At 34.3% G+C, this 7,361-nt stretch carries 7 protein-coding genes; all 7 read left to right on the top strand.

The genetic code is table 11. The features are described from left to right. Positions 1-85: 85 nt before the first annotated feature. The gene (locus Q0649_RS12630; RefSeq protein ID WP_298842423.1) at positions 86-664 is read left to right on the top strand and encodes a 2-oxoacid:acceptor oxidoreductase family protein; all 579 of its coding nucleotides are present in this window, start codon (positions 86-88) and stop codon (positions 662-664) included. Continuing rightward, positions 661-957, top strand: coding sequence for a 4Fe-4S binding protein (locus Q0649_RS12625; RefSeq protein WP_298842420.1), 297 nt, complete (start codon positions 661-663; stop codon positions 955-957). Before Q0649_RS12630 ends, Q0649_RS12625 begins: the two co-directional genes overlap by 4 nt. Before the next feature lie 17 nt (positions 958-974). Next, positions 975-2,150: a pyruvate ferredoxin oxidoreductase gene (gene porA / locus Q0649_RS12620; protein WP_298842417.1), complete on the top strand. Its 1,176-nt coding sequence runs from the start codon at positions 975-977 to the stop codon at positions 2,148-2,150. A gap of 14 nt (positions 2,151-2,164) precedes the next feature. Continuing rightward, positions 2,165-3,100 (top strand): thiamine pyrophosphate-dependent enzyme, encoded by a 936-nt coding sequence (locus Q0649_RS12615; protein ID WP_298842414.1) that lies wholly within the window; start codon positions 2,165-2,167, stop codon positions 3,098-3,100. A gap of 248 nt (positions 3,101-3,348) precedes the next feature. After that, complete coding sequence (locus Q0649_RS12610) at positions 3,349-4,311, top strand: N-acetylglucosamine kinase (protein ID WP_298842411.1); 963 nt, start codon at positions 3,349-3,351, stop codon at positions 4,309-4,311. Positions 4,312-4,805: 494 nt separating this feature from the next. Then, positions 4,806-5,945, top strand: a complete 1,140-nt coding sequence (locus tag Q0649_RS12605; protein ID WP_298842408.1) for a GntR family transcriptional regulator — start codon at positions 4,806-4,808, stop codon at positions 5,943-5,945. Positions 5,946-6,175: 230 nt separating this feature from the next. Then, positions 6,176-7,361 (top strand): glycoside hydrolase family 125 protein (locus tag Q0649_RS12600; RefSeq protein WP_298842426.1); only part of this gene is annotated, 1,186 nt, incomplete at its 3' end.

Here is a 7,361-nt window from a genome sequence, read left to right as displayed (position 1 = left end):
TAACGGCTTAAAAGTTAGGCGGTTCAATGATTGCAGAATTGCGCAATCGGCTAAAAGATATAGTTTTTAAAGGAGGAAAGATTTTATGGGAAAAATGATAGAGGTTCGTTGGCATGGTCGTGGGGGACAAGGAGCAAAGACCGCATCTCTCTTACTTGCTGAAGTAGCTTTTAGCACAGGGAAATATGTTCAGGGATTTCCGGAGTATGGTCCCGAAAGAATGGGTGCTCCAATAACCGCATATAACCGGGTATGTGATGATCCTATAACATTACACTGCAATATATATAAACCTGATTATGTAGCAGTTGTTGATGAAACTTTAATTAATAATGTAGATGTAACGTCAGGTTTAAAAGAAGAAGGAGCAATAGTTATAAATACAACTAAGAGTCCTGAAGAAATAAGACCTTTGCTTAAAGGATATAAAGGAAAACTATATACTATTGATGCAAGAAAGATATCAGAAGAAGAGCTTGGAATGAACTTTCCCAATACTCCTATGCTTGGAGCAATAGTAAAAATATCGCACATAATAGATAAAAATGTATTTAAAGAACATATAGAACAATCATTTAAACATAAGTTTGCAACAAAACCTCAGGTTATAAAAGGGAACATGGCTGCACTTAAGAGGTCTATGGAGGAGGTAAAAGGACTATGAGTGATAAAAAATATTATTCCGCTGAATGCTCATGGAAAGATACCACAATGGGAGGCGTAATTCCTGATGCAGGAAATGCTGTAGAATTCAAGACAGGAGATTGGAGATCCATGAAACCTGTATGGGATCAAGAGAGTTGTAAGAATTGTTTACTCTGTTGGGCGGTATGCCCCGATATGTCCATACTAGTAGAAAATGAAAAAATTAAAGGAATTGATTATGATCATTGCAAAGGTTGTGGGTTGTGTGTGTCACAGTGCAAATTTAAAGCCCTTAGCCTTGTTAAAGAATAGAAAGGGGGAGAATAAATATGGCTAAAAAAGTAAGTTTAAGTGGTAATGAAGCTGTTGCAGATGCCATGCTACAGATAGATCCAGATGTAGTAGCAGCATATCCTATCACACCTTCAACTGAAGTACCGCAATATTTTTCGCAATTTGTAAATAATGGAAAGGTCCACACAGAATTTATTCCTGTTGAGTCGGAGCACAGTGCAATGAGTGCCTGTATAGGTGCATCAGCTGCAGGTGCAAGAGTTATGACGGCAACATCAGCAAATGGACTTGCTTTTATGTGGGAAATGCTTAATATCGCTTCTTCCATGAGACTTCCAATTGTAATGGCTGTTGCAAATAGGGCAATAACAGGACCAATTAACATAAATAATGATCACAGTGACAGTATGGGCGCTATGAACACAGGCTGGATACAGATTTACAGCGAATCAGTACAGGAAGCATATGATAATTTTGTTCAGGCTGTCAGAATAGCTGAAAATAAGGATGTAAGGCTACCTGTTATGGTATGTTATGATGGTTTTATAACAAGTCATGCTGTTGAAAATATGACAATACTTGATAAAGAAGAAGTTCAGAAGTTTGTAGGTGAGTATAACCCAGAACATTCTCTTTTAAAGGGAGATCCACTTACTTATGGAGCACTTGATTTACCACAGTATTTGTTTGAACATAAGAGGCTTCAGCTTCAGGGAATGATAAATGCTAAGAAAGTAATTCTTGAAGTTGCTTTCGAATATGAAAAGCTTACTGGGAGAAAGTATAGTTTCTTTGAAGAATACAGAATGGAAGATGCCGAGGTTGCTATTGTAATTATAAATTCAACAGCAGGAACAGCAAAGGTTGTTGTAAACAATTTGAGAGAAAAAGGTATAAAAGCTGGTCTTATTAAGATAAGAATGTTCAGACCGTTCCCGGCAGAAGAAATTGCAAAAGCACTTAAAAATGTAAAAGCTGCTGCAGTACTTGATAAAGTTGAAACATTTTCTACAGTTGGAGGTCCACTATTTCTAGAAGTCAGAAGTGCACTTTATGGAAGAAATGATGGGAAACTTGTAACAAGTTATATATATGGACTTGGTGGAAGAGATGTAACAATAGATTCCATAGAAGAAGTGTATAATGATCTATTGAGAAGTGTTAAGACTGGAAAAGCTGAGCTATATAACCATCTTAGAGTAAGGGAATAGGGGGTGTAAAAAATATGGAAGCTAATTTAAAAGAATTATCTAAAAAGCCAGATAGAATTACAAGTGGACATAGAAGTTGTGCAGGATGTGGAGCTCCTATAGTTGCTAAATGGGTTCTTAAAGCATTAAAAGAAGGAGACAAGGCAGTAATAGGAAATGCAACAGGATGCCTTGAAGTATCCACAACAATTTTCCCATATACAGTGTGGAAGGATTCCTATATACATTCAGCATTTGAAAATGCAGGAGCTACTATAAGTGGTGTGGAAGCAGCATACAGAGCTTTAAATAAAAATAACAAGATTGATGGGAATTATAAATTTATAGCATTCGGCGGAGACGGCGGTACTTATGATATAGGATTTCAGTCACTTTCAGGAGCTATGGAAAGAGGACATGATATGCTATATGTCTGCTATGATAATGGAGCATATATGAATACAGGAATACAAAGATCATCTGCAACACCATTTGGTGCAGATACTACAACATCACCTGCAGGAAAGGTTGTTCCAGGAAAGCAGCAGTATAGAAAAGATCTTACCAAGATTATGGCAGACCATCATATACCTTATGTTGCTCAGACAGTAGCTTCAAAATGGAAAGACCTTTATGAAAAAGCAGGGAAGGGAATATATACTGAAGGTCCTGCATTTATAAATGTATTAACACCATGTTCAAGAGGGTGGAGATGTGATACAAGTACCGAACTTCAACTCGTTGATCTTGCTGTTGAGACATGTTTCTGGCCACTTTATGAAGTAATAGATGGCAAGTATAAGTTGAATTATAAGCCTAAGAATAAATTACCTATAACTGAATGGTTAAAGTCTCAGGGAAGATTCAAGCACCTCTTTAAACCCGAAAATGCTTATATGCTTGAAGCTGCACAAAAGGAAGTTGACATAAGGTGGGAAGAACTTTTGATGCTCTGCGGAGAAGAAGAATAAATGTAAAATAAGTTATTAATTTTAATATTAAAAATGAATATTTTTGAATATAGCTAAAGTTTTAATTAGTTAAAACCCAGTAATTTAAATAATTACTGGGTTTTAGTGTTTCCGTAAAAAAGTACATATTGACAAAAATGTTACATTATATAAAGGTAATTGGAAAACAATGTAGAATTCATCCCCTTGATTTAAATTCTACTTTTACATTATAATATAGGTTATAGCATAAAAAGGAGGAATATATTATGTTTGTAATAGGAATTGATGGCGGTGGAACTAAAACAAAAGCTTGTTTAATGGATGAAACAGGAGAGATATTAGGAATTGGTAATTCTGGTCCCTCCAGCATAGATACTGTGACATTGGGTACTACAATAAAACATATAAAGGAAGCCATATTAGACTGCTTTGTTAATAAGGAGTATAAGATTAGCGCTGCCTATGTTGGACTAGGAGGTATAGTTACAAATGAAGACAGCATAAAAATAAGTGACGAACTCTCTAATTTAAATTTTTTTGAATATAAGCCACTCATAATTTCTGAAAATGACACTCGTACTGCCTTAGCTGGAGGATTAGCTACAAAAGAAGGGATTGCAATTATTATAGGTACAGGTTCAGTAGCATATGGGAAAAATGATAATGGTGAGGAATGGATTTCTGGTGGTTATGGTTATAAGGAAGGAGATGCGGGAAGTTCTTATGATTTAGGGCGTCAGTGCTTAAAGCAGTTATCAAAAGCAATAGATAAACGTATAGAAACTACGCCATTTATTTGTTCAGTAAACGATTATCTAGAAGTTCAAATGGATAAATCTAAATTAGTGAAAGTGCTAGACTCATTATGGTTGGATAGAACTGCTACTGCTGGATTAGCACCTTTTGTAACTAAATATGCAAATTTAGGAGATAGTAATGCTTTGGAAATTGTAGAAAAAGCAACTACCGAGCTTGCTTTATTAATCAAAACAGTATACATGAATGTTTGTTTTAAGAATAAACAAGTTGCAATTATAGGAGGCCTAGGCAACGCAAAAGGTGTTTTTAATGAAAGATTTATCCAAAAGGTTAAGGATATAGATAGTGAAATAGTAGTAATTCCGCAAAAACTTGACCCAGTTGTTGGTGCAGCATTTCAAGCTTTAAAACTTAAAGGTGTTTTAATAAGTGAAGAATTAATTAAAAAATACGAGATTATCTATGAATAAAATTATTTATAGGTTTACTACATTAGGGTGTGGTTGCCATAAAATATAAATAATTAATCTAATACAATATCCTACCAAAGGGGTATGGAGTTACTCTTCTACTTTCGCAAACATCCTCATAATAAAGATTTCTTTTTAGCGAATAGAATTATAGATGGTTTTAAATCATCTATAACTATACCTTTAGTTTCTGTGTTATTTTAAACCTTGTACTTCATTATTTGATGGTGTAAGAGTTAGAATAGGTGTTGAAACTTTAAATGCATCTTATAATCCGCATTATGGATTTGAAGAAAGTATAACTACGTATTTAGTTATAAGTGACTAATATTCTAGATTTCGAATTGGAGGGATAGTGTGAAAATGGAATAAAGTGATAAAGTCTTTATTTCACAAGTAAATAAAGGAATAACTTTATGGGATTACATTGACGTGATACCATATAAATGATATATTAAATATATTAAATATATTAATTAACAGGAGAGAGATATATGAGTGAAAATCAGACACTATATCAAAAAATATATAATTTTATTTACGATAAAATTGTAAGTGGTGAATATTCTGAAGGGGAAAAGCTTCCAACAGAAAAGGAACTAGCTGCACAATTTGATGTTAGCAATATAACCAGCAAAAAGGCACTGGGGATGCTTGTTAGTTCCGGGTTAATAAAACGGATGCCTGGAAAAGGTTCCTTTGTTTTAAAATTAAATGAAGAAAAATGCGAGAATGTTCCAGAGCAAAGATTGAATTTTACCCTTATTGGTGTAATTCTTTCTGATTTTTCGGAAAGTTATGGGTCAAATCTCTTGTCTGGTCTAGAGGAAGAGGCATCTAAAAATAACTGCTTTATTGTTCCTAAGCGTTCCTACGGAAATCAGAAGTTAGAAGATGAAGTAATTGATTCTCTTATTGATATTGGGATTGACGGTATTATTGTAATGCCAGTACATGGAGAGCACTATAATCCTAAAATACTTAAGTTAATTTTGGATGGATACCCACTTGTTTTAATGGATTGTGATCTAAAAGGAATTCCTGCTGCCTTTGTTGGGACAGATAATATGGGGGCTGCAAAAAAAGCCACGGATTATCTTTTGGAACAAGGGCACCGAAAAATCAGCTTTATATCTACCTCTCCAAATGATACCACAACCATAGAGGAAAGAATACAGGGATTTATTATGAGTTATGCAGAGCATGGTGTTAAGGTTGATGAGAAATTATGGGAAACAAATCTTGTTAGCACTTTGCCAGGTATGGACAATATGGAAAATATCGAGGCAGACTGCAAGAAAGTTAAAGATTTAATTTTAAATCACCCAGAAATAACCTGTTTGTTTGTAACGGAGTATAATTTGGCTTTGATTGTAATGCAGACAATGAAAAATATGAACAAAAGGGTTCCAGAGGATATGTCCATTTTATGCTTTGATGGCCCCACAAATAACATGGGTGATTATTTTTTTACTCATATTAGGCAAAAGGAAAAAGAAATTGGACACTCCGCAGTACAACTTGTGCTTAACTTTATTAAAGGAGAGGTAGAAGTCGGAAAAACCTACCTTGATTCCATTCTTGTCTTGGGTCGGTCTGTGAAGAACTTAAGAGATGACAAGACAAATAAATAAAATAGTTTTGTATCTGCATCTAGAACTGTGCTATTCTTATACTTTTTTCTATAGTTAGTATATTAAATATATATAAATATATATTTAATATACTAACTATTTATTTATATATATTTAATATACTAAACATATTGACACCAGAATAAAGATTAGTTATAATGTAATCAATGTAAACCTTTTAATGGACTAAAGATACTAAGAATGTGTAAAGGAGATTGAATATATTGGAAGTGCCAGAAATAGTAATACAAACTGCGGATATGATAGCAGATAAGCTAGATGAAAAACTAAAAAAAACCTTTAAAAATTGTTATTTAAGCACACTAGCTACTACCACAAGCCTTTTGAAAGATGGCACTACTTTTGTGGTAACCGGAGATATAGCAGCAATGTGGCTAAGGGATTCTTCAGCTCAAGTAAAGCATTATTTACCATTAGTTACAAAAGATTCTCAGATTGCACGTATTGTTGAAGGGTTGATTAATCGTCAAATTAAATATATTGGAATTGACCCTTATGCAAATGCATTCAATAAGGAGCCAAACAACCATGGAATGAAAGCTGATAAAGTTCTCCAAGATCCTTGGGTATGGGAACGGAAATATGAGATTGATTCACTTTGTTACCCCGTGCAACTTGCATTTCAGTATTGGAAACTCAGCGGTAGTAAGGATATTTTTGATGAAACTTTTCAAAAGACTATGTATACTATATTAGATTTATGGAAGATTGAGCAGTACCACGAGGAAAAATCTCAGTATAGGTTTAAAAGAGAAAACTGCCCAAACACAGATACCCTTTCCAATGATGGAAAGGGATCACCTGTTACTTTTACAGGTATGACATGGTCTGGCTTTCGACCAAGTGATGATGCCTGTACTTATGGATACAATATTCCAGCTAATATGTTTGCTTGTGTTGTACTTAAATATATAGGAGAAATTGCGCTTTCTGTTTATGGGGATGAAAAGCTTGCAACTGAGGCTAAGGAATTGAATAATCAAATTGAAGAGGGCATCCGTACATATGGAATTGTTGAAAATGACCAGTTTGGGAAAATATACTCCTTTGAAACAGATGGTCTGGGACACTATAACTTAATGGATGATGCTAATGTGCCAAATCTACTTTCCATACCATATTTAGGATACACAACTGTGGATGATGAAATCTATCAAAATACACGCAAATTTGTTTTAAGTATCCAAAATCCGTTTTATTATCAAGGTAAATATGCAAAAGGACTAGGGAGCCCACATACTCCTCATGGGAACATTTGGCCTATTGGTCTAATCATGCAGGGGATTACTTCAAAAGATCCACAGGAAATAGTAGAGTTGACTGAAATGATAATTCAAACCGATGATGGAAAACAATGTATGCATGAAAGTTTTAACCCAGATAATCCTCATGATT

Source organism: uncultured Clostridium sp., from assembly GCF_937920395.1.
Lineage (GTDB): Bacteria > Bacillota > Clostridia > Clostridiales > Clostridiaceae > Clostridium_AD.
This window is presented reverse-complemented; position numbering and strand designations above follow the sequence as displayed.